The 20,595-nt window shown below is 56.5% G+C and carries 13 protein-coding genes; 8 read left to right on the plus strand and 5 right to left on the minus strand.

What is annotated here, in order from left to right:
* Positions 1 to 4: 4 nt before the first annotated feature.
* Positions 5 to 2,068: a right-handed parallel beta-helix repeat-containing protein gene (locus I6F37_RS14000; protein ID WP_225151551.1), complete on the minus strand. Its 2,064-nt coding sequence runs from the start codon at positions 2,066 to 2,068 to the stop codon at positions 5 to 7.
* Here I6F37_RS14000 and I6F37_RS14005 point away from each other — a divergent pair.
* Entirely contained in the window at positions 2,044 to 2,976 is a 933-nt protein-coding gene (locus I6F37_RS14005; protein ID WP_225151553.1) for a glycosyltransferase, read from the plus strand. The two genes, I6F37_RS14000 and I6F37_RS14005, sit on opposite strands and share 25 nt — an antisense overlap.
* Positions 2,977 to 2,980: 4 nt before the next feature.
* On the opposite strand, the gene I6F37_RS14010 is transcribed toward I6F37_RS14005, so the two are convergent.
* Both I6F37_RS14010 and I6F37_RS14015 read right to left on the minus strand, forming a co-directional pair.
* Complete coding sequence (locus I6F37_RS14010; protein WP_225151555.1) at positions 2,981 to 4,060, minus strand: acyltransferase; 1,080 nt, start codon at positions 4,058 to 4,060, stop codon at positions 2,981 to 2,983.
* 34 nt (positions 4,061 to 4,094) lie between these two features.
* The gene (locus I6F37_RS14015) at positions 4,095 to 5,537 is read right to left on the minus strand and encodes an undecaprenyl-phosphate glucose phosphotransferase (RefSeq protein WP_225151557.1); all 1,443 of its coding nucleotides are present in this window, start codon (positions 5,535 to 5,537) and stop codon (positions 4,095 to 4,097) included.
* Positions 5,538 to 5,900: 363 nt separating this feature from the next.
* Here I6F37_RS14015 and I6F37_RS14020 point away from each other — a divergent pair, with 363 nt between their 5' ends.
* From I6F37_RS14020 to I6F37_RS14035, 4 genes are all read left to right on the plus strand, one after another.
* Complete coding sequence (locus I6F37_RS14020) at positions 5,901 to 6,842, plus strand: ABC transporter substrate-binding protein (RefSeq protein WP_225151559.1); 942 nt, start codon at positions 5,901 to 5,903, stop codon at positions 6,840 to 6,842.
* A 769-nt stretch (positions 6,843 to 7,611) separates the two neighbouring features.
* The gene (locus I6F37_RS14025; RefSeq protein WP_225151561.1) at positions 7,612 to 8,586 is read left to right on the plus strand and encodes a GDP-L-fucose synthase; all 975 of its coding nucleotides are present in this window, start codon (positions 7,612 to 7,614) and stop codon (positions 8,584 to 8,586) included.
* Positions 8,587 to 8,647: 61 nt separating this feature from the next.
* Positions 8,648 to 9,955 carry a WcaI family glycosyltransferase gene (locus I6F37_RS14030; RefSeq protein WP_225151563.1) on the plus strand — a complete coding sequence of 436 codons (1,308 nt, stop codon included), beginning with the start codon at positions 8,648 to 8,650 and terminating at the stop codon, positions 9,953 to 9,955.
* 78 nt (positions 9,956 to 10,033) lie between these two features.
* Complete coding sequence (locus I6F37_RS14035) at positions 10,034 to 11,017, plus strand: acyltransferase (protein WP_225151565.1); 984 nt, start codon at positions 10,034 to 10,036, stop codon at positions 11,015 to 11,017.
* 539 nt (positions 11,018 to 11,556) lie between these two features.
* On the opposite strand, the gene gmd is transcribed toward I6F37_RS14035, so the two are convergent.
* Positions 11,557 to 12,648, minus strand: coding sequence for a GDP-mannose 4,6-dehydratase (gmd, locus tag I6F37_RS14040; protein ID WP_157288144.1), 1,092 nt, complete (start codon positions 12,646 to 12,648; stop codon positions 11,557 to 11,559).
* Between the two features lie 225 nt (positions 12,649 to 12,873).
* Between gmd and I6F37_RS14045 the strand changes: the two genes are divergently transcribed.
* The 3 genes from I6F37_RS14045 (at position 12,874) to I6F37_RS14055 (ending at position 19,256) form a co-directional block, all read left to right on the plus strand.
* A complete protein-coding gene (locus tag I6F37_RS14045) occupies positions 12,874 to 14,286 on the plus strand; it encodes a mannose-1-phosphate guanylyltransferase/mannose-6-phosphate isomerase (RefSeq protein WP_225151567.1) in 1,413 nt (470 codons plus the stop codon).
* A 2,379-nt stretch (positions 14,287 to 16,665) separates the two neighbouring features.
* Complete coding sequence (locus I6F37_RS14050; RefSeq protein ID WP_225151569.1) at positions 16,666 to 17,688, plus strand: acyltransferase; 1,023 nt, start codon at positions 16,666 to 16,668, stop codon at positions 17,686 to 17,688.
* 239 nt (positions 17,689 to 17,927) lie between these two features.
* The gene (locus I6F37_RS14055; RefSeq protein WP_225151571.1) at positions 17,928 to 19,256 is read left to right on the plus strand and encodes an NAD(P)-binding protein; all 1,329 of its coding nucleotides are present in this window, start codon (positions 17,928 to 17,930) and stop codon (positions 19,254 to 19,256) included.
* 519 nt (positions 19,257 to 19,775) lie between these two features.
* Here the strand turns inward: I6F37_RS14055 and I6F37_RS14060 are convergent.
* Positions 19,776 to 20,468, minus strand: a complete 693-nt coding sequence (locus I6F37_RS14060; RefSeq protein ID WP_225151573.1) for a sugar transferase — start codon at positions 20,466 to 20,468, stop codon at positions 19,776 to 19,778.
* Positions 20,469 to 20,595: the final 127 nt, after the last annotated feature.

Genomic DNA, 20,595 nt, shown 5'->3' on the forward strand with positions numbered 1-20,595 from the left:
CTCCCTATTCCTTTCGTTTGGGTAGCGCTGGTAAAGCCAGTGCCTTTGAAACATCGGGGTGTAGCGACAAAAATGTCGATACAGCCTCGCGAGCCGACTTTGCTCCAATCTCGTCAGCAAGTGAAAGTCCATCCTGATTGTCACTTAGATTGACCAATCTTTCCGTCGCGTCTCCCAAGAATCGCTTCAGTGCCCCGCCAGCCACGGCATTGGACCGTATCTCGTTTCCGCCGGGCTCGCCCTTTTGCTCCGCGCTAATGGCAGCGAGCGATGGATATCGAACTCGCCACGTTTCCGATTGAAATGGCATTGCAACGAGCTTCTTCTCTAACTCGCTAGAGACCATCGGCCGTTGCCAAGTCATGCCCCGGTTGTCCGCCAAAATGGCCGCTTTGGTGGGAGCCAGAAACAGATTGCGAGATATCTTGTTGTCACGCCCGCCACCAAGCAAGATCGGGAGGTTCACTTTATAGAACACGTTTCTATCAATCGTTACGCCGCTAAATTGGTCATCTAGGTAGACACCCACGGCTGTCCTCTTCGAGTTGGGGAGAATGTCGTGAAAGAAGTTGCCAGTAATCAAATTCCCGCGCATGCTCCAATCCCGACCCATATAGATTGCGCCGGCGTCGTCGGTTTGCGTAAGCAAATCAGTAAGCTCATTGCTTTCGATGGTGTTGTCGTTGCCGGAGACTGTAATTCCGGAATGCGGGCCGTGCGCTATGAGACTACCTACAACCGTATTTCCAACTCCTTGAAGCTGAATGCCAGGCCGGTAAGCGGGATTCTCGAGTCCGAAGTACGCAACTACGCTGTTTCTGACGAAATTGTCGGACCGAGCAAGCGTTCGTCGGTTTCCTCCATCAAGTGAAATGCCGCCTTCCGCAGTTTCCGAGATCAAGCAGCGATCGAACGACACTCGAGCGCTAGCGGAAACGACTGCCCCCCATGTTCCGGTGCCCTTAATTGAGCACTCTCGTACCTCAATGTCAGAGGAGTTAACGATGCGGATAGCCTCTCCTAAGGTTTGACCGAGTTGCAATCGTTCAATGTGGACGTTTCTTGCATTCTGTAGCACGAAGATGTGCTTCGATACGGATACAGAAACCTCGCTTTCTTGTCCTTCATACGGAATAAACAATAGATGGTTCGGTGAATTCAAAACCATTTGCCCTGGAGAACTGAGGCCTCCGAGAATATTTTCGACGAAGAATCGAAAGTGACTACGTGCTTGAAGGGGCGTTTGCAGTCGGTCTACTTGAAAGGTCTGGCTCGCTGGATCGAAGCTCTTTACAGGGACGGACTCGTATGCCCAGTCACGGGCCCAATATCCGGAGATCCACATCGCCTTTTCATTCGATAGCTGTTTCGTCTGCTCTGGAGACAGTCGAACCTCAGGGAACTGGCCAGAGAATTGAACGCTAATATCCTCACTGAACCCCTGACGTGGCCAGCGGGCGAACGTTAGGCGCCGGTCGCCTTGAAAGACTTCAAGACCAGAGCCTGAGATCTTAGTGTAGGTGCTCCTCCGTGATTTGTGGAATTCAAAAGGCTGGCTTGGAAGTGCAACGAATCGTACTTCCGCGGGAATGCGAACGTCAGGGGCGTCGCTCGGGATTGCAGGTCGGCTTGAGATCAGGGCCGACCCAAGCAGTCGGCTGCTGCCATCTGATGCTCCTCTGATGGTCAATGGGGAGTTTGGAAGCCCCGAATTCATGGCGTTCAAGAGTATTGGTTCTGAAAGCCTGTGGATGCCGGGAGGGAGTTCGATAGTTATCTCTTCTCCAGCAGCCAATCCAGAGCGAATCTTGGGCACCGCCTCGACTGCTTCGAGTAGGCTGGCGAATGTATTCTCGATTGGGGGAGTTCCTGGTTGAACAAAAATGGTGCGGGCCGAAGCGCGAGGAGAAGCAATTGCAGTAAGTGTGATGGCCAACAATACTAGCTGAATCATTCGAGGTGCGAATAGCGATGAAAAGACAGGTCGCTCAGAGTTGTCGATACCCAATATGATCAATACGGCTTTTGCAAAACGGTGCATCGATGAGAAATTTGGTCCCAACGGCATGTGTGGTAGTTCCGACATTTCGACGGCCTGAACTTCTTGAGCGCTGCCTCAGGAGTCTCCAAGAGCAGTCCCAGCAAGCTCACGAAATCAAAATAGTAGCCTCGGATCCAGCGGAAAAGGAAACTATTGAACGTATGGTTGATCTGCTTGGTCTAACCCAAGCAGATGTCATTGCTAAAACGCGCTTGCTGTTGGGAGGTGAAGCGCGAAATGTGGGGTGGAGATCTTGTTGTTCTGATATCGTTATGTTTGTGGATGATGATGATTATTGGGACAGTGAAAAAATAGCCAAGCACACTCGCAAGCACGTCGAGAGTGCGGCGGAGGTCGTTTACTCAGGCGTAGTCTACACATTTGGATCATCTGAACAAGACTTCGTACGCTTGGCCAGGCCGCCGGCCTCAGACATGAGAACGGCGTTGCTTCGCGATGGATTTTGTCCACCCACAACTAGCTGCGTCTCCGTTACGAGATCTGCGCTTGAAGGCGCATCAGGCTTCGACGAAGCACTCAAGTCATATCAAGATTGGGATCTTTGGTACCGCTTGGCAGGCACGTGCAATTTCGCTTCTATCTCGGAGCCCTTGGTGTATTTTGTGCAACACAGAGGCGAACGTGTCTCGATGCAAAGTAGCAACCGCCTTCAGGCCGCGAAGCAACTGCTTGAGAAGTACGGAAGATCGCAGCAGTTGCTGGAGTTCTTAAACAGAGAACTTGTTCGCACGCTTGAGCGAGCGTTAGTTTTCTCCGCAAGAGAGGGGGACGGTACCTCTTTTCCAAGATTTTGGTCCGAAGTTCGGGCCGGAAATCTGAAAGTTGTGCACTGGCGAACGTACTGGATATCTTTGAAGATGCTGGTCTATTGGTCTAATCACCTCTTTGCGCGAGCTCTAAAGGCCGCTCGGTAGTCGATTAGGTGGCGGCTAGATTCGGAGCGCGCCGGTCCGAAAAATTGCTCTTGAAGCGCGTCAACAAGGGCCGTTCAATGAACCTGTGGATGATCATCCCTCCAGCGATACCCGTGCATGCAGCAAGCAGGATCGCGCCGTGGGGGGGCAAATTTGGTACTGCGGACTTTAGCAGCCGAAGCACGGCGGAGATGATATGGGGATGGAAAAGATATATTGAATATGAAGCTTCTCCAAGCAAGATGCCGAGGCGATTGCGCTTGGCTGGGCTTGTGAAAGCTGCAAAGGCAACGATGGGTGCAGAACATAGAGAGGTGAACACAACCGATTCGAGCGTGCCAAGTGCACGACCATAGAAAAAGGCGAGGGTTATCATTACGACTGTGGCGGAAACCAGCAGTCCGAATTGGTAAGAGATAACTGCCTTAGCGCCACCCACTCTTAAGTATAGCAAGCCTAAGCAAAACCCGACGCCGAACTCTAGATTAACTGGGCTAACGAGGAAATCCCATAGATCGTTTCTTCCCGCCCCTCCTAGCACTGCGCTCAGCACCGGCCCCGCGAACCATAGAAAAATCCCGTATCGAATTAGTGGGTACCCAAGCCAGGTAAGTCCAAAAAGAAAGTAAAAAAGCATCTCATGTCTCAGCGTCCAAATGTTGAGCGGAGCAACTTGGCCAACGGGAAATAGGAAGGCTGCACGCAAGTAATCCGTCCAGTTCGCAGATACTCCGCCCAATATACGAAGAATTGCATAAGAGCCAATTGCCAGCCACATTAACGGTAAGATCCGGATCGCTCGCTTCTTTAAAAAATCTAGAAAGGTCAGTTCCGGGACAAAGTCCTTCGGACCAAGGGCAACGTACGCAATGATGAATCCACTCACGACGAAAAATATGTCGACCCCATGAGCTCCGTACATGAGGAAATTGTTGAAGATAGTCGCGCCAAAGTATTTGTCGAAAGCTCCCATTCCAGCAGAATGGTCGAATACGACCGCGATGGCAGCAATGCCTCTCAGATATTGGATGCCAACGACTTCGGCCTTCTTATTGCTGGTGGGATTGGCGTTTGACGCCGACACGAGTTTGGGGCCTATCTGGACTGACATTGTGATGCTAGTAGGCAGCAGGATGTAAAAGTTGTGCGGCTGCGGTTCGGAAGACAATTCTAATGTCTAACCACACGCTCCAATTATTGATGTACCACAGATCATACTCCACGCGCTTCTGCATCAGGTCGAGCGTGCGGGTTTCTCCGCGATAACCATTAACCTGGGCCCAGCCGGTGATGCCGGGCTTGACGTGGTGGCGGAAGGCGTAGTTGCCGATGAGCTGCTCATATTCGGTGTTGTGGGCGGCCGCATGCGGGCGGGGCCCGACCAGCGACATGTCGCCCTTGAGCACGTTGAGGAGCTGCGGCAGCTCGTCGATCGAGGTCTTGCGCAGCCATTTGCCGATTGGCGTGACGCGCGGGTCGTTCTTCTCCGCCTGCCTGATCGTCGGGCCGTCCTCGAGCACGCGCATGGTGCGGAACTTGAAGATCCTGAACGCGCGCCCGCCGAAGCCGTGGCGGGTCTGGCGGAAGAACACCGGCCCCGGCGAGGTCAGCTTGATCAGAAGCGCGGTCACCAGCATCACCGGCGCGAACACGAGCAGCGCAAGGCTGGCGCCGACGAGGTCCAGCGCGCGCTTGAGCGTACGTTCGCGCCAGGTGAGCGGGGCGCGGCGCAGCTCGGCGGTGAAGGTGTTGCCGGTGCCGACCAGCGGATAGCGCAGGAAGCGCGCCGTGTTGGGGTCCGGCACCAGATGCACGGGGAGGGGGAGGATCTTCAGCACGTCCAGAATGCTATCGATCGCATGCTGCCGGCTCCAGTTGATCAGCAGGAAAACGTGCTCGATCCGCTGCTCGCGCGCGTAATTGATCAGCTCCTCGAAGCGCGGTGCGAGCGAGGACAGCAGCAGGGGCGAAGCCAGCTCCTTGGCCGGGATCTCCATCACGCGCATCAGGCGGTAGCCGTGCTGGCCGAGGTCGTCGACCGCGTTGGACGAGGTGGCAAGGCCGAACTCGGCGATCAGAAGCGCCCGTCCGTTGGCGAAGGCGCCGGTGCGCAAGGCATGCGCGGTCCAACGCGTCGCCACGGTCTTCCATGCGAGCAGGGCGGCCAGGCCGACTAGGTAGAACGAGATTGTGGTGCCGCGGGAGAACTCGTCGCTGACCTTCATCGTGAAGGCGATCGCCAGCAGCGCGCCGAACAGGAAGGTCCACGTCGTCAGCGTCATCCGGAACGTGCGGGGCAGGTTGGTGACCGTCTTCAGGCGATAGCCCCGTTGCACGACCGTCAGCAGGGCGAAGTTGATGGCCACCAGCACGCTCGCGGCCGCGTAGACGTCCGCCTTGCCGAGCGTGCCCGCGGTAATAACGTGATACCCGACCGCGCAGCCAATGCCGCTGACCACGATCAGGGCTGCATCCGCCACGCCAAGCAACCGCTCGACCACCACTGGTCGCAGCCAGCTCAGCGTAGACCCTGTAGATGTCGATGCGACCGGCTCGACCATCCGGATTTTCGTCGCAGAATCAGCGACGGGCTCCGGCCGAGTGGAAAGAATTGTCATCCTGCCAAACCCATTGACGCAAAAATTCATTGCCCGAACAAGGGTGCTATCGGGCGAAATCGCTGTTAAAACAAGGCGAACGAAGAATTAACCTTACCCCACAAGCGTGCATTGTACCCCATCTCGCCTTCGCTGATATGCTGAATTTCACAACCCGTTAGGAAGTCCTCGTTGCCTCGCACCCAGTCCCGGCGGCGAACCCGGTCGAGAGGGAAGCGGTACCTCGCCATTGGCCTTGCAGCCGTCGCTTTGGTGGGACTCGTGCTTCTGCTTCTTCGTCCTGATGCAGCCCCCCTCCAAGCTCCAATGGCGTCCAGGCCCGTCGCGACCAAGCTTCTCCTTGATGGGCCGTATGGCGCGCGGTTTGCCGGCGAGCTCGCTGCCTCCACGCAGGGATATTTCTCCTCCCGCATTGATGTGTCGGCGCAGCCCGAAGGCCCTGACTTCGTCCAAACCATTGCACGCCAACATGCCATCGGCGTGACGAGCGGCCAGAAATTCCTGCTGGCAAGCTGGCACGGCGTCCCCGTGACTGCGTTTGCTGCAAGCTTCCTCGATACTTCTGTCGCGATTTTCACGCTCGAAGGCTCGGGCTTGCGGCGGCCGGCTGATCTGGTCGGAAAACGGGTTGGCTACCGCAGGGCGAGTGAAGGAGACGTCGTCTTTGACGCCATGATGGCGCAGCTCGGGCTTCCCCGAAGCCAGATCACCAAGCTCCCAGACCGCGGCAGCTTCGAAGCCCTGGGGGTCGGCGAGGTGGATGCGATCATCGCCGCCATCGACGAGCAGCCTGATCCCTCCAATCCGACCTTCGTGAAGCTGAACGTCATCAAACCGCAGGACTACGGCATCCACGTCCCGGGGTTGGTCTATTTCGCAAGCAATGATCTCATCCATGACCGGCCGTCCCTGATCGCCGACGTGCTCCAAGGCATCATTCGAGGATGGCAATTTGCCTATCGAGACTATGCACAGAGCGTGCCCGTTCTTGCCGGTTCAACCGGGCTACCAACCGAGCGGCTGAAATTTGAGCTGCAGCAGCAGCGCTCGCTGGTGCTGCCGACAGGCGGCCGCATCGGCGACTACGACGAAAGTCGCTGGCGGACGCTTCGGGACATCCTCCTGTTCGCCAAGCTCGGCGAGGAAGACGTGCCTTTGGCCCGGACGGTCACCTACCAGTTCGTCCGGGACGTGTACCGCCGTTCACCCGACCTCGCTGCTCCCGGCGCCTGGAGTGAGGAAAAATAGGACCAAGAAGCCACACTTGCGCGCCATATCGTCCCAAAAGGCCCTGGACCGCGCCGGCATCAGTTGCATTTCCGCCGGTGGCTTTGGTAAAGTTCGGTTCACTATTTGGGCTAGTCGCGGAGTGGCTGACCATCACTTTGATCGGCGCGAGTCTGACAAGCGCGGGTCGGGGGATCAATCCGCAGGGGCGAGGAGCTTTTGGATGTTCAAGACCATCATGCGGGCAGGGCTTTTGGCCGTAACTGTTACCTGCTGTGCAGCGAGCGGGGCGAACGCCGCAATGCAGATGCCGGCGCCGGCAGCCATACTCACCGGCGAGAGCCAAGGGACGCCTGTTACGTTCTGGGCGCAGCCGTATCCATATCGGTATGTACCATGGCGCCGTTGCCCGTTGGTGCGCGTCGAGACGCCGTATGGGTGGTACATGGACCGGGTTTGTGCGCCTGTCGGTCCGGTTCTGCGCCGGGCGTACTGAGGTTGAAGTAAACCAAACGGCGGCTGCCGTTTTTCAACGGTCCTTCAAGGCAGTCGCACAGCCGATGCGGCTGCCTTGCTCTTTTTTGTTTCATTGTGTGCTGATCATTTGTGCGCGCAACGCAGGTTCACCATGAATATCTTTGTCAGGCCGGCACAGGCTGTCGCATGGTGAAGATTGTGTTAGCAGGTTGGCGCGGCTGCATCGGCAGCGTGATTGCGTAATGTGATCTGATCACCGGATCTTGCAAGAGTAATGGTGATCCGGCCAACCGGATACTGATAGAGGATAACGATGACAGGGGTTTCAACCTGCGATCTCACGGGCAAACGTGTCTTCGTCGCGGGTCACCGCGGCATGGTGGGATCAGCTGTCGTCCGTAGGCTTGCGTCAGAGAACTGCACCGTGCTGACGGCCGACCGGCGTGAGCTGGACCTGACAAAGGAAGAGCCCACGCTAAAGTGGCTCGAGGCCAATCGCCCGGACGTCGTAGTTCATGCCGCCGCAAAGGTTGGCGGTATCGCAGCCAACAACAATTTCCCGGTCGACTTTCTCTGCGACAACCTTGCGCTGGAATTGAGCGTGATCCGCGCAAGTCACGCGGTTGGTGTTCGGCGCCTGCTGTTTCTCGGCTCGTCGTGCATCTATCCCAAGCACGCCAAGCAACCGATCGCCGAAAGCGAATTGCTGACCGGGCCGCTAGAGCCGACCAATGAGTGGTACGCAATCGCCAAGATTGCCGGCCTCAAGATGTGCCAGGCGTATCGTCGGCAATATGGCGACGATTTCATCTCGGTGATGCCGACCAATCTCTACGGCCGCGGCGACAATTATCATCCGGACCATAGCCATGTGCCGGCCGCGTTGATCCGACGCTTCCACGAAGCCAAGCTCGCCAATGCACCCAGCGTTTCGGTGTGGGGCACCGGCACGCCGCTGCGCGAATTCCTCAATGTCGATGATTTTGCGGATGCCTGCGTTTTCCTTCTGAAGAACTATTCGAGTGACCAGCCGATCAATGTTGGCACGGGCGACGAGTTGTCGATTAGCGAATTCGCGACCACAGTCGCGGAGGTGGTGGGCTACGGGGGCAAGCTCGTGTTCGATACATCCAAGCCTGACGGAACACCACGCAAGTTGCTGGATAGCTCGAGAATCCGGGCGCTTGGTTGGCAGCCGAAAGTTGCCCTGCGGGCCGGCCTCGCAGCGGCCTACGCAGATTATCTCCATGGCTACGGGCGTCATCTGGAAGTCGGCGCAACGCGCTGAGTAGACTAGTTCGATTGCTAGAGAGTTTTTTTATTCTGAAGTTTGAATTGGGGCGGGCTTTATGCGTGTTCTCTTGGTCGGCATCAATTATGCCCCCGATCTGATCGGTGTGGCGAAATACAACGCCGAACTCTGCGAAAGTCTGGTAGCCGAGGGCCATGAAGTCAGAGTGATTACGGCGCCGCCCTATTATCCCGCCTGGAAGATCCCTCCTGCATTCAAATCGTCGTACTTCAGATCGAGAGATGTCAATGGAGTTCGAGTAACGCGTACGCCGATTTATGTGCCCGGACATCCCTCTGGCGTTAGACGGTTGGTCCATCACGCTTCATTCGCGCTCACGAGTTCAGCCCCGGTTCTTCTTGAGGCGCTATCGTGGCGGCCCGACGTCATGATCGCTGTCGCGCCATCGCTGATGTCGGCAGCCTTCGTCTCGTTCGTCGCTCGTCGCGTCGGCGCCAAATCATGGCTTCACGTGCAGGATTTCGAGGTGGATGCGGCGTTCGATCTTGGTCTGCTGCGCAACCCTTCTCTGCGAAAGTGGATGCTTCGAATCGAAGCGGCGATCCTCAAATCTTTCGACAACGTTTCAACCATCTCTCAAGCGATGGTAGAGCGGTTGAGGATCAAGGGACTGCGGCCCGACAAAACCGCGGAAGTGAGAAACTGGATCGACACCACTGCGATCTGTCCGGGGGCTCGCGCGACCAAATACCGTCAACAGCTGAACCTGGGTGAGGGCGATATCGTCGGGCTGTATTCCGGCACGATGTCCAACAAGCAAGGCCTTGAACTTGTGATCGAGGCTGCGATTGGTTTAGAGAGAACTCATTCGCATATCCACTTCATCCTTGCAGGCGAAGGGCCTCACAAGATGAGGCTCGAGCAGCTTGCCGCCGGACATCGCAATATCCACTTCCTGGGGCTTCAGCCCAATGACAGCTTCAATCAATTGATGGCCACGGCGGATTTCCATCTGATTCCCCAGAAGGCCGAGGCCGCTGACCTGGTGTTGCCCTCGAAGCTGGGCGCGATCTTCGCATCCGCTCGGCCGGTCATTGCGATGGCTGAAGAGGGCACCGGCCTCGCGGCGGAGGTCACGAATGCGGGCCTCGTAATTTCACCAGGAGATTCATCGGCTCTCGAGGTTGCAATCTGCCAGCTCAGCGAAGCGCCCGCCCTGCGTGAGCACTACGGCGAAGAAGGAAGAAGGCGAGCCCTTGATCGCTGGGATCGACGCACGATCGTGCGCCGGTGGTCGGAGGCCATGACAGGGCAGGGCAATGCGGCAGGGCAGACGAATGCGGGCCTGACGGGCGCTGCCAAGGACATTGGGCTTCCGGTGGAGGATGCCGTTCGGTCGCCCTGAGGGAGCGGACGGGGACTAGGCTGGTCTCGCGTCATCGGGTAAGGTCAGCATTCCTCCTCGTCACTCCCAGACACAGCCTTGCAAGCCGCCCTTCCCAACAATATGAAGCACGAAGCATACCTCGACGGCTGGCGCGGAATGTCCATTCTGTTGCTCTTAGCCGGGCACTATTCGCTCTTGCCATTCTATACCGGGCGGCTAGGGGTCGAGTGCTTTTTCGTCCTTAGCGGTCGATTGATGGCCGAGATACTGTTCGTAAGGCGGGCACCGCTCGATTTGTTTTACTGGCGGCGCGTTACCCGTATTTTCCCCGCACTTTGGCTTTTTGTCCTCGCGATGCTTTTTGCGACTACATTCTTGCCCAATCTCGCCGTGGATCCATGGTCGGCGCTCGTAGCTCTGACCTTCACCATCAACTACTTTCCGACCGAGGGCACCACGCTTGGTCACGTTTGGTCGCTTTGCGTCGAAGAACACTCATACGTTGTCCTGTCGATCACTGCATTCCTGCAGAGGCGCCTTCTGATCCGGCCGGTGCCAGTGCTTTTGATCTTGAGCCTCGCATGCGCACTTAATGGGGCAATACAAACTTGGATTTTTCACCGCGGTTTTAACCAGGTTTACTGGCACAGCGATGTGAGAATGGCCTCCGTTTTTATATCGGCAGCACTCTTCCTCACTTTTCGTGAAAAGCACGTTCACTCGGCAATCCCGATCGTCGCGGGAGTCGTCGGACTGGCCATGAGCTTCTTAGTCCCCGACCCGGTGAGGTACACTGTTGGGACCTTCGGGTTGTCTCTGGCGCTGGCGACGCTGCCAAACGCAGCAAGGTTGGTCCGATCACTCCTGTCGATACCTCCTCTTACAACTCTCGGGCTCTGGTCCTTTTCACTCTATCTTTGGCAACAACCATTCGCAGGCAAGGAGCCAAGGTTGGCATTTTTGTTACTCGCGTTCTTGGCCGCTATCTTCAGTTACTATGTCGTCGAAAGACCAGCGCGATCATTCCTGAACCGCTTTTTCAGTTCTGATGACAAGCGGTCAGCCCGTCATTCCGCGTGAAATCGATTCGCTCAGTGCAGTGCAAGGCGCAAGACCTGAAGGCGCGAGGTTAGCAGATGGCGAGCTGAGTGACTAAGGTTGTGCTTTTCCTGTCGGTAACTTGAAGTGGCGGGCATTCTTTAGACGACCGGCGTATTGATCGCTGTGCTTACCCTACTGAACGGCGTCAGGCCGACCGGGAGTGCGCTGATAAATGGCTATCAGAGGCTGCAGTGCATGGCTCGCAGACGCATTCGGTCAATTGGTGCTCGGAGCCGTCGTGCCCGTGGCCGGCTTCTACTATTACGCCCTCCGAACTTGGAGATCCAACTAGGAAGCTCTATTAACTCCAAGCAACCGTTTTCTACGCTGATCAGACAATCCGCCACCACATTGGATACAGCGAGCAGCTTGCGCGGCTCTTGACGCTCTCCTCCCCGTTCTTGAAAAGTACGGCCCTGAGGCGTTCGACAGCAGTCGGATGCGGTCCGAAAAGAATGAGAGATCTGATGGGCGCTCACTTGCCTGGTTTGGTCGCCTTACCGGCCGATCTACAAGAACTACTCGTGGCGCGGATAATATCTGAACCCGTGCTGCTTGATGAGTTCGTCCCGCTTTGCGGATTCTAGATCTTCCTTCATCATTTCTCGAACCAGACTTTCGAACGACGTCTTGGGCTCCCAACCAAGTTTCTGCTTGGCCTTTGACGGGTCACCAAGAAGCGTCGCGACCTCGGTGGGGCGGAAATAGCGGGGATCGACCGAAACGACACACTTGCCGGTCTTGGCGTCATATCCCTTTTCCTCTACGCCGCTTCCTTCCCAGCGGACCGTCATGCCGACTTCGTTCGCCGCGACATTGACAAACTCTCGGACGGAATGTTGCACGCCAGTGGCGATCACGAAATCTTCCGGCTTGTCCTGCTGCAGCATCAGCCATTGCATTTCGACGTAGTCGCGCGCGTGTCCCCAATCGCGCAGGGCATCCAGGTTGCCCAGATAAAGCCTTTCCTGCAGTCCCAAATGGATGCGCGCGAGAGCCCGGGTAATCTTTCGGGTCACGAAGGTCTCGCCGCGGACGGGAGATTCGTGGTTGAAGAGGATGCCGTTGCAGGCATACATCCCATAAGCTTCACGGTAATTGACGGTGATCCAGTAGGCATAAAGCTTGGCGACCGCGTACGGCGAGCGCGGATAGAAAGGTGTGGTCTCCTTTTGCGGGATCTCCTGGACCAAACCATACAGTTCAGATGTTGATGCTTGATAGAAGCGCGCCTGCCTCTCCAAACCAGTAATGCGCATGGCCTCTAGGATGCGCAAAGTGCCGAGGGCGTCGGAATTCGCCGTGTATTCGGGCTCTTCGAACGAAACGGCAACGTGGCTCTGCGCCGCGAGATTGTAGATTTCGTCTGGCTGCACCTGGCCAACGATCCGGATCAGGCTCGAAGAATCCGTGAGGTCGCCATAGTGCAGTCGGAACGGTGGATTTGGCTCATGAGGGTCGAGATAGAGGTGATCGATACGATCGGTATTGAAGAGAGAGGTCCGGCGTTTGATGCCATGAACCTCATATCCTTTTTCCAAGAGCAATTCGGCGAGATAGGCTCCGTCTTGGCCTGTCACGCCCGTAATAAGTGCACGTTTCTTTGTCATAAATGATCTCTAGGTTCGGTAGGCCCGTTCGTACTCGAAAACGAAGAGAATAGGGAGATGGGCTGGGTCAAAAATGCAAGCTTAGATTAACGGCTCTGAGGTCTGCGGAATAGGCAATAGGGGTTCTGCTAAGGTTATTTCGAATTTGTGTTCCTACTGTGCAATTCTGGCTTTATGGATGTCGTACGACATTTGTGAATTGAATTTGGCCTGGAGCTTCAGATTTTGAACAAACGCATAATCCCCCTGATCATGTGCGGCGGTGCCGGCACGCGGCTGTGGCCCGCTTCGCGCGAAGTACTCCCCAAGCAGTTCCTGCCGCTGTTCGGCACGCGCTCGACGTTCCAGGACACGCTGCTGCGCGTGTCCGATCCCGCCCTGTTCGACCGGCCGATCGTCATCACCAACGCGGCCTATCGCTTCATGGTGCTGGAGCAGCTCGCCGAGATCGGCATCGAGGCCGACGTGATCCTCGAGCCGATGCGGCGCGATTCCAGCCCTGCCATCGCGGCCGGCGCGGTGTTCGCGCAGAACCGCGCCAGCGAGGCGATCGTGCTCGCGCTCGCGGCCGATCACGTCGTGCAGAATAATGCCGCCTTCGTCGCCGCCTGTCGCGAAGGCCTCACGGCTGCGAATGCCGGGCGCATCGTCACCTTCGGCGTCAAGCCGGAACGGCCGGCAACGGAATATGGCTACATCAATCCGGGCGACGTGATCGCGGGCGAGGTGCAGGCGGTTGCGCGCTTCGTCGAGAAGCCGGATGCGGTGAAGGCCTCCGACTACGTCAATTCGGGCTACCTCTGGAACAGCGGCAACTTCATGTTCCCGGCGAGCGTGCTGCTCGACGAATATCGCAGGGTCGATGCGGCAAGCGTCGAGGCCGTCATCAATGCGGTCAACAATGCCGGCCGCGATCTCGGCTTCGTCACGCTGGAGCCCGACGCGTTCGGCGCGGCCAAGGCGATCTCGATCGACTATGCGGTGATGGAGAAGACTTCGCGCGCCGCCGTCGTGCCGGTGTCGTGCGGCTGGTCCGACGTCGGCTCCTGGCATGCGGTGTGGGAGCTGTCGGAGAAGGACGCGCAAGGCAATGCCGCGCACGGCACCGCCGTGTTCGAGGATTCCCGCAATTGTAACGTCACCACGGATTCCGCGTTGGTCGCGCTCGAAGGCGTCGACGATCTCGTCGTGGTCGCGACCGCGGACGCGGTGCTGGTCTCGCGACAGAAGGATGCCAACGGGCTGAAGCGCCTGGTGACGAAATTGAAATCGGTGGCGCCGAAGGTCACCGAGGAGCATCTCAAGGTGCACCGGCCCTGGGGCAGCTATCAATCCGTCGACAATGGCGAGCGCCACCAGGTCAAGCGCATCGTGGTGAAGCCGGGCGGGCGGCTGTCGCTGCAGAAGCACCATCATCGTGCCGAGCACTGGATCGTGGTCCGCGGCACGGCGCAGGTGACCGTCAACGAGACGGTGAAGACGGTGCACGAGAACGAGTCGATCTACATCCCGATGGGCGCCGTCCACCGGATGGAGAATCCCGGCAAGATCCAGCTGGAGCTGATCGAGGTCCAGACTGGAAGCTATCTGGGGGAAGACGACATCATCCGGATTGAAGACGACTATCAAAGAACCTAAGCAACACCCGAAGTGCGCATTGCGATGGTCGGGCCGGAGTATGTGAGTCCGATGTCCCGCGACTGTTTGCGGATTTCGGTCAGTACGTGATCTGCGTCCACAAGGACGAGGAGATCGCCGCGATCCCGATCTGCTAACATGGGTCTCGACGAGATGGTGGCGAACACTGTCAAAGCTAAGCGCCTTGACCATTGACCTGACTAAGCCGACCGCCGCGACCGATGCCGTTTTCATCGCGGTCGGCACGCTCTCCCGATAGCGCAGCCTCACACCGGCCATCGTGGTGGTGACGAGACCGACGGTGCCGGTCGGCACCGGACCAGGCGCTCTCAGAAGTTCGTGCGTGGATTGATAGGAAAAACTCAACGGTTGATTGCGGCCACAACTTCTCCGAGAGTGCAGTTGACGCACTGGAGGGTGCTTTGCCGCTTCCTCCGGGAGTTTAGCTTGTCTGTATAATCTCATGGAGGGAGATCAGTCGATCTGAGCTACGTACTTTAGTAAAAATTGCTCCGACGTGGCACTTTGAGGCGAACGAGTTCAAATGGGCTGGATATATCAGCCGCGAGGGACAACGCCCATTGATCGCCATACCGATTGCGTCGTAGATCGGAGCGGGCTGGAGGCGAGCCGAAGGAACGGCTGATGCCAACTACTCTCCAAGAACAACTGGACCAGGTCGAACGCGACATAAAATTATACATGGAGTTTGATGCAAACGAGAAAGATCGTTTCAATCGCGAGTCCTACTTGTGGACTGCAGAGGATCGCATCGAGTGGCAGGAGATACAATCTGACAATGCTCAAAGACTCCGAGAACTGCTCGAGGAGCGTGACCATTTGCGCAGCCGGTTGGGCCTATGAAACGACAGTAAGATGATTGCCGTAGATCGCAAGTGCGAAAGATCGCAACTGCTTCGAAATTTCCCTCGAAACTATCAGTTCGCCGAGACTGAAGAAGCGTCTATGACCGCGTTCGCTCTCGTGGCAATTTGCTTAGCGACCGCGCCGTAACATGCATTCCCAATAGCGGAACCATCTGTTTGGACACGCTGAAACGAATTGTTTTCATGACAGAAGCAATCCGCGCCCGGGCGATATGGGAGATTTGTAACCGCAAATGATCGCGGGCGAGTTCTTCGTCAAAGAACGGCAGTGCGGGGTCATCATTTATGCTACCATCCGCAGCAGCTTGAGTTGATGCTGTAGCGGCGATTGTTTCATCTCCGAATCGAGAAAGCGCTGCGTCTCCCTTGACGGCAACACGAAGGGTATCGATGTCGCGACCAATGTTTCGGTCCCTGAAGTAGAGAACCGAAGTTCAAGGGATAGTCGCCAAGTTGTACAGCCCCGAGCGTAATTGCTGGCTCGTACTAAGATCATAGGACGACACCACGTCGATCAAGCCTTGACGTCGGGGTCATCAGTTTATCGAAGCCATCGTCGTAGCCGGGTAGCTTACCAAGCGGCCTAACCGAGCCCGATTTGAATCCAAATATTGGGGGCATGCCGATCGCCATCAAAAAGGCTTGGGGTGGAAATAGATCGCGGTCGTTAGGATCAGCAACGTAAATCTTATCAAAAAGTAAGAAGTGCTCGCCTCAGTTCATGAGAGGAATTCGGGCATTCGGTAGGCGCTAAAAACGCTTCGTAGATCATGTTGCAGCGTCCGTACTACGGGTCCGAAAGGCTTAATATCGGATTCGCAAAATTCCCGGTCATTCTGACCTTCCGCAACCAAAAGTCGAGCCCCGTCCGCTCCTCAGGGAGCTTCGGCCAGCGTCCCTTCAAGTAGAGGCTTATCCGAACCTTTGACTTGGACGACGCCTAGAGCCAAGCCGAGCGGTTGAAAGGCCAAGCTGATAGAGCCGCCGCCGCACGGCGTTTTCAGTTCGGCAGAGGGTCGCGGCGATTTCTAGGATGGACTGGCCATTGATGATTGCCGATCTCAGCGCGTTATCATCTTCGGGCGCCCACGTGCGACTTGAGTTTACGCTATTCATAACCGGGAATGTCTTTTTTTGGTCCAAAGCGCGCAGCCAACCACAGCCTGAAATGACTGTCCACTCCCTCGTCCCTTTCAGTGCGCAGTCGTTATGCGGTCGGAGCAAGAAGGAGGGCTGCTTGTTACGGGGGGCAGCAGCGTGGTGTCTGGACCACCGCCGAGGAGATGGTTCAATTTTGTGCGTGAGCGCCTACTATATCGCGTGGCCCCTTCGGGGGAGCGGATGCATACTGTCCGAGTTGAAGATGCCTTCTTGACCCCGACGTCGGGTCTCACGCTGCCTCGATTTTAATCGCTTAATTCCGTTAATTGACCGCGGGCGCGCATAGTCACGCAAAATACTTAGGTGTCGATTGCCAGAAGAGAGGTTTGAAGTGCTAGACGCGCTTCGCGGCTTCGCCGCCATTGGCGTCCTGTTCTTTCACCTTTCAATCGTCGGTGCGCCGCAGTTGGCACCTCATGGCTATCTGGCGGTGGATTTCTTCTTCATGCTTAGCGGGTTCGTACTTTCGCACTCGTATGCGATGCGTCTTCAGTCTGGCAGGCTAACAGTTGCCAAATTCCTGCAAATTCGCATGAAGAGGTTATTGCCGCTTAGTCTGTTGGGACTCTTATTGGGAACAGGGTATTTCTTACTCCGTTTGGCGTTTCAGAAACATTCGCAGTACGCACTTTCTGACATCCTCGGCGGGACGGCCTTCAACGCGGCTTTGCTGCCTAAGGCCTGGGTAAGTCAGGCTCCCACAGACACGACATTCCCCACCAACACCCCGATGTGGTCGTTGTCATTTGAAATCGCCGTCAACTTACTTTGGGCGGCGCTGATATTGCGGGTAGATACGAAGTGCGCCTGGGTGATCACCGCTGTCACTGGTGGACTCCTTGCCCTAACGATCCTTAAACACGGTACCGCCGATCTTGGAGCTACGTGGACTACTTTCTTCGGAGGTGCTGTTCGCACCCTGTTCGGCTTCTTTACCGGCGTTCTGGTTTGGCATTACCGCCCCAAACCATTCCTGCCCACACTTCTACTTTGGCCAATGATCCTTCTGCTCGCGACCGTCTTTTGCCTTCCGATCCGAAGCTCTGTTTTCGATGCTGTTTCGATCGTCCTTATCTTTCCACTCCTATTGTATCTGTCCGTCGCTTGCCATCTCCAGCAAAAGCAGCGTCTTCTTAGTGTGCTAGGCCGCCTTTCGTATCCACTCTACATCGTTCACGTTCCAATCCTTATGACGACGGTCGGTCTGCTAAAGGCAACTCATCTTGAGCAGGCACCCTCTTGTTACCTCTTTGCACTAGTACCAATTTGCATTCTGCTGGCGATCGGTCTGGACAAGTATTACGATTCCCCGATCACATCGGTTCTTGCAAAGCACAGGGTCAGGTCTCTGTAGCTTCAGAGCCTGCCAGCGCCACCGGGCAACCCGAAAGTGCGCGTCATATTCTAGGCACTCGCTGCACAAACCTAAGTCAGCTTCTCTGAGAACCTTTGTCGCGAAAACCGAGCGAGCTGCACTTGCGCCGAGCAGGCGGCACCAGGAGCTTCTGCTCGCGACGCATCTAATTTGCTAGTCGCGCTTTCAGAAATGCGCTTCAATAATCCAATACATACCGGGTCACTGGATGGTCGCTGATGACGAACAGCCTTGACGAGGCGCGGTACGATGCAGTGGTGTTGGGCGCTGGAATCAGCGGCCTTGTAGCGACATCGATCTTGCTGCGCGACGGCGCGAGGAACGTCCTTGTCGTCGACGAGTACGCCTGGAGCGGTGGAAACCACATCGATTGCAAGGTCGGCGACTACACCTTCGATGTCGGCAGCTACATCTTTCAGGACGATTCGCCGTTATTGGCGCACTTTCCTGAGTTATTACCGCTCTATATTCAAATCTACCCGTCGTGGGGGCGTCTCACTCCGCAAGGCGCAGTAAGTCACTATCCGCTATCCATCAAGGACGATCTGCTTTCAGCCGGTCCGTTGGAATGGCTTTGGATGGTGAGCTCGATCATCTTTGCCCGAACCTTCCGCCGCAGGATCCGAAGTGCCAAGGACTTTGCAACTTTTTGGATTGGAAGGCGGTTACTGGAGCGCACAGGCCTCGGCTATTATCTGAGCCGGTTCTACGGATTTCCCGCCGATCAGGTCGACGTCAAGTTTGCAGAGAAAAGGATGCTTTGGATTAAGGAGCACGCGACGCTGCGAAACCTTGTTGGGCGGGCCTTTCGTCGTGCCCCCAATGTGGCTCCCAATCAACAACTCGTTCGACCGCGGGAGGGCTTCGGATTCCTGTATCGCAAGGCAATGGAGCGGCTCGAAGGCCAAGGCGCGGGCTTTGTGCTGGGGACCAAGATAGCTCGCGTTCAAAGGCAGAACGGTGAGTTTTCGATTGTCCTGGCGAACGACCGTGCGATCGTCGGCCGTCGCCTGGTCTCGACCATTCCCCTAGCACGCATCCAAGATCTGTGTGGTCTGCAAACGCATCGAGAGCTGAAAACCGTGACGTTGCTGACGTTGTTCTATAGCTTTTCCGGTGAGAGAGGCTTCAAGCAACCGATCCTGTACAATTTTTCAAGCGAAGGGGCGTGGAAGCGCCTCACGATTCATTCCGATTTTTACGGCAGGTGCCACGGCCGAGAATTCTTCTCCGTCGAAGTCAATGCTGAGCACGTGGCGCACGACATTAGTACGGCAGATAGCGACTTTAGAACTCACACCTGCGACAACAGACTGTTTTTGGGCGACCTTCGGCTTGAGGGCACGCATATGCTTGGCAATGCCTACCCGATCTACACCGACCAGGCCGACGAACACGCGGCAAGCACGGTGGCCGCACTGCGCAAGTTAGGCATCGAATCGATTGGACGGCAAGGCAGATTTGACTATCAACCGACCGCTCGCGACTCCACCTTAAAAGCCGAAGCCGCGCTTCGTTCGGATCAGCGTCGGTCAGACCTGGTCTAGATCAGATGCGAGGGCCGCGCCCTCGACTTCATCAGGTAGATTCCAACATTTTGTACAGGGCCTGTTGAAGACGCGATCAACGGGTATTCGGGCAGCAAAGGAGCCTTCGGAGCGGAAATTGGGCGTCACTCAGTGGCGGTCGAGCAGGGTGGGGGGTGCGGGCGGCGGGCTCATGCGCCATCTTCCTGACCGCGCCAATGAGGCCGCGCAAGCGACCGCAGTTCGTGCAAAAAACTGGCGTGTCATCGAGAGCTCCGTCAGCACACTGAAACGTAACCGCCAGGGTCGCGCAGTTCGAGCAAACGGATTCGAAAGCTGTGGCCTGGGTCGAGCTCGCTCTCATCATCATCCCTCAATGGTTCGATCGATCTCGCAACTCGAGAGTGTCGCAACGGCTTAAAGTCGGATCCCAATCGAGCGGTGATCAAAATCTTCGGTTCAAATGGCTTTCTGTGCTCGCAGAGGGTATCAGGCCTCCTGTCTTCAGAGATGTCCGGTCGGGGGGCGGCGAGTAGACTTTCAATATGCTGCATCCTCGAATAGAGCCGGGATGGTAGCCAGCATGATCTTGCTGTCGAGTACCATGGACCAATTGCGCGCGTAGAATGCATCGCAGGCAACGCGCCGGCGGTAAGTGGTTGTACTGCGACCGCTCACTTGCCAAAGGCCGGTAATTCCAGGACGGCAGGCGAGGTAGGCGTCGACCTTGTACGCGTACCGCGCCAGTTCTTCCTCGGTGACGGGCCGAGGTCCGACGATGCTCATGTCACCGCGAATGACATTGAACAACTGAGGCAATTCGTCGAGGCTGGAGCGACGCAGCGCTGCGCCCAACAGCGTGACGCGAGGGTCTGCGCGTAACTTGCGAGTGGCCTTCCACTCGGCTGCGGCCGCAGGATCCGACTCCAACAACCGTTGCAGCCGCTCCGCTGCGTCAGGGGCCATGGTACGGAACTTCAGACAGTCGAAGGTCTGACCATTAAACCCAACCCGTCTATGACGAAACAGCACCGGTCCTGGCGAGAACAAAATCAAGGCCGAGCAACAGAGCAACAGCAAAGGAGAAAGCAGCAGAATGCCAAAAGCTGCCAATACAAGATCAACCGATCTCTTTGCGACTGTACCCACGGGACGCGGTGCCACGTGGGCGGGAGAACGTCTCTTTGCGGAAATGAAAGGCAACTCGCCGCGTGTATCGACCACATTGGCCATTGCGGGAACTCCATAAAACAAAACTAAAATGCCTTCGAGCTCGTCCCCTCTTTTCTTGCGGTCTCATCGCCCCCCAATGCGAGCAGATTAAATTCTGACGGCGGTGCAAAATTAATACAAGTTTAAA

The organism is Bradyrhizobium sp. NBAIM08 (assembly GCF_020193935.1).
GTDB lineage: Bacteria > Pseudomonadota > Alphaproteobacteria > Rhizobiales > Xanthobacteraceae > Bradyrhizobium > Bradyrhizobium yuanmingense.

Excerpts from the sequence above, each read along its gene's own strand:
- I6F37_RS14005 (WP_225151553.1), top strand. The coding sequence starts at position 2,044 with ATGAGAAATTTGGTCCCAACGGCATGTGTGGTAGTTCCGACATTTCGA.
- I6F37_RS14000 (WP_225151551.1), bottom strand. The coding sequence starts at position 2,068 with ATGCCGTTGGGACCAAATTTCTCATCGATGCACCGTTTTGCAAAAGCC.
- I6F37_RS14015 (WP_225151557.1), bottom strand. The coding sequence starts at position 5,537 with ATGGTCGAGCCGGTCGCATCGACATCTACAGGGTCTACGCTGAGCTGG.
- I6F37_RS14020 (WP_225151559.1), top strand. The coding sequence starts at position 5,901 with ATGGCGTCCAGGCCCGTCGCGACCAAGCTTCTCCTTGATGGGCCGTAT.
- I6F37_RS14025 (WP_225151561.1), top strand. The coding sequence starts at position 7,612 with ATGACAGGGGTTTCAACCTGCGATCTCACGGGCAAACGTGTCTTCGTC.
- I6F37_RS14030 (WP_225151563.1), top strand. The coding sequence starts at position 8,648 with ATGCGTGTTCTCTTGGTCGGCATCAATTATGCCCCCGATCTGATCGGT.
- gmd (WP_157288144.1), bottom strand. The coding sequence starts at position 12,648 with ATGACAAAGAAACGTGCACTTATTACGGGCGTGACAGGCCAAGACGGA.
- I6F37_RS14055 (WP_225151571.1), top strand. The coding sequence starts at position 17,928 with ATGACGAACAGCCTTGACGAGGCGCGGTACGATGCAGTGGTGTTGGGC.
- I6F37_RS14060 (WP_225151573.1), bottom strand. The coding sequence starts at position 20,468 with ATGGCCAATGTGGTCGATACACGCGGCGAGTTGCCTTTCATTTCCGCA.